The following is a 1,737-nucleotide window of genomic DNA, read 5'->3' on the forward strand; positions in this document are numbered from 1 at the left end:
CTGTTAAGACGTAAGACGAGTGAAGATAAGAAACCAAGCAGCACCATCCCCCAAGAAGCGCCGCACCGGAAGCGCACCGCCCGGGTTCGGGCGCGTATCCAGGTTGTCGGGGCTCAATCTTGCTCGTGTTCGCAGAGGCTGCGATGCTGGGTAGGTCAGCTTTCGCGGCGTAGCAGACCATGTACGGACACGTATAACCCAGAAGCCAAAGGAGGGTGCGGGCAGATGGTCACGTCAGTCGAATGTTTGAACTGCGGAACACCGCATGGGGTCGATGTGCTTCTCGATAGTTGCGCAATCTCATCAACAGAGGCCTCGGTATTACACTTTTCGTGCCCTAAATGCTCGGCGGAATGTCCAATTGCAGTGCAGGAAGACCGGGTTGCTTGGGCTCGCGAGCTGCCCATCGAATCATGGCTTCCTGTTCCGGGCCTGGAAGTGCGCGCGTTCTCTGGCTTTGTTCACGTCTGGTACGCAGGCCGACACTGGGCTATTGCAGACCGTCATATGATCGACACGCATTAGGTCTGCTTCTGACCCGAAGTGGACTTGGGCGCGTCGGTTTGAGCGGCTTACCTTGTCAGGATTTCTACACGTTTGGATGGGTTCTGAGGAGCTTGGTCAATGAAGTGTCTCGCGTTTCTATTGCTCGCGTTCGTTTCCTTTGCTGCTGCGGGTAGGCCTTCCAACTTCTTTGCGGGCGATCTCAAACCCGCGGCGAGCGAATACGCGCGTGCTGCTGGCCTTGCACCGTTAAGGTCGACAACAGGCTTTGAGCTCCGCGTCTGGACCCGCGACTACATGTCCGGCAGGGTCGCTGGATTTATTGTGTCTAACGGCAAGCAACGCTCATTCGCAAGCGAATCAACTCATCATCAAGGAACCTTGGTCGTCAAAACGGCCGGTTTAGAAGTCGAGAAACCGGTGTTCGATCTGGCCGGCCTGAAGAAGCTCATTGAGGTGTTGAAGGCTTACAACGGAAAAGCTGCGTCGTGCGGTGTTATGGATGGCGAATCGGACCTGGTGGACGCGGTTGTGCAAGGTCAGGTTGTTACCGTCGAAGTCGACAACCCAAGACTGTGTTCCGACAAGGCGTCCAGGACGGTGGCTGCAGTTCTCGATGCGCTTCGGCACTGAAATGAGCAAACGCTCAGGCTGCTTTTGCCACCCATCGTCAAAGGCCGAGTTTCAAGAGGATCTGATCGTGGTTGGAAGAGAATCGCCCGATTTCATCGCTGAAATTTAACTTCTTCCTACCGAAGCAGGGGGGCGCAAGATCGCGTTGCCCCGTGGCGAGTGGCGCACCGTGCTGGGTATAGATGGTGAACACTGGTCTGCGATACTTAGGTTCGAGGAGGCGCCAGCTCCTGGGGCGACCTTCGAAGCGAACGTATGGCTACTAATGGGCGACATAGCGCTTCCAATGTTCGAAGCGGGCAAGATGTTCGAGGTTTGGGAGGGCGGCACGAAGGCATGGGGGCGCGTGAAACGAGTGACGGCGCGCTCCGCTTAGAATTCGCTTGCACAAAGATGTCCGCTRTCGACCCAAAGCGGCCTTAGTGCAGGCCGGGCATAGGATCAGTCAGGGGGTTCCCGTGTACGTAAATCGAGTCTCTGTCACAAGTACGAAGCCGGACAAATGCAGCAGGGAATCCGGCGTGGATCTGCTTGTAACGATGCTCGCGGCATACCGTATGAATGGACAGATCTGTGGACGCGAATGGCCGATCGTAGCTG

At 56.4% G+C, this 1,737-nt stretch carries 1 protein-coding gene; it reads left to right on the forward strand.

Translation table 11 applies throughout. The features are described from left to right. The first annotated feature begins 624 nt into the window (after positions 1–624). Entirely contained in the window at positions 625–1,137 is a 513-nt protein-coding gene (locus AC1DT2_RS22530; RefSeq protein WP_213947973.1) for a hypothetical protein, read from the forward strand. Positions 1,138–1,737: the final 600 nt, after the last annotated feature.

The organism is Luteibacter sp. P4_E6, assembly GCF_056401535.1.

Coding starts and splice junctions, on each gene's coding strand:
- AC1DT2_RS22530 (WP_213947973.1), top strand. CDS start 625: ATGAAGTGTCTCGCGTTTCTATTGCTCGCGTTCGTTTCCTTTGCTGCT.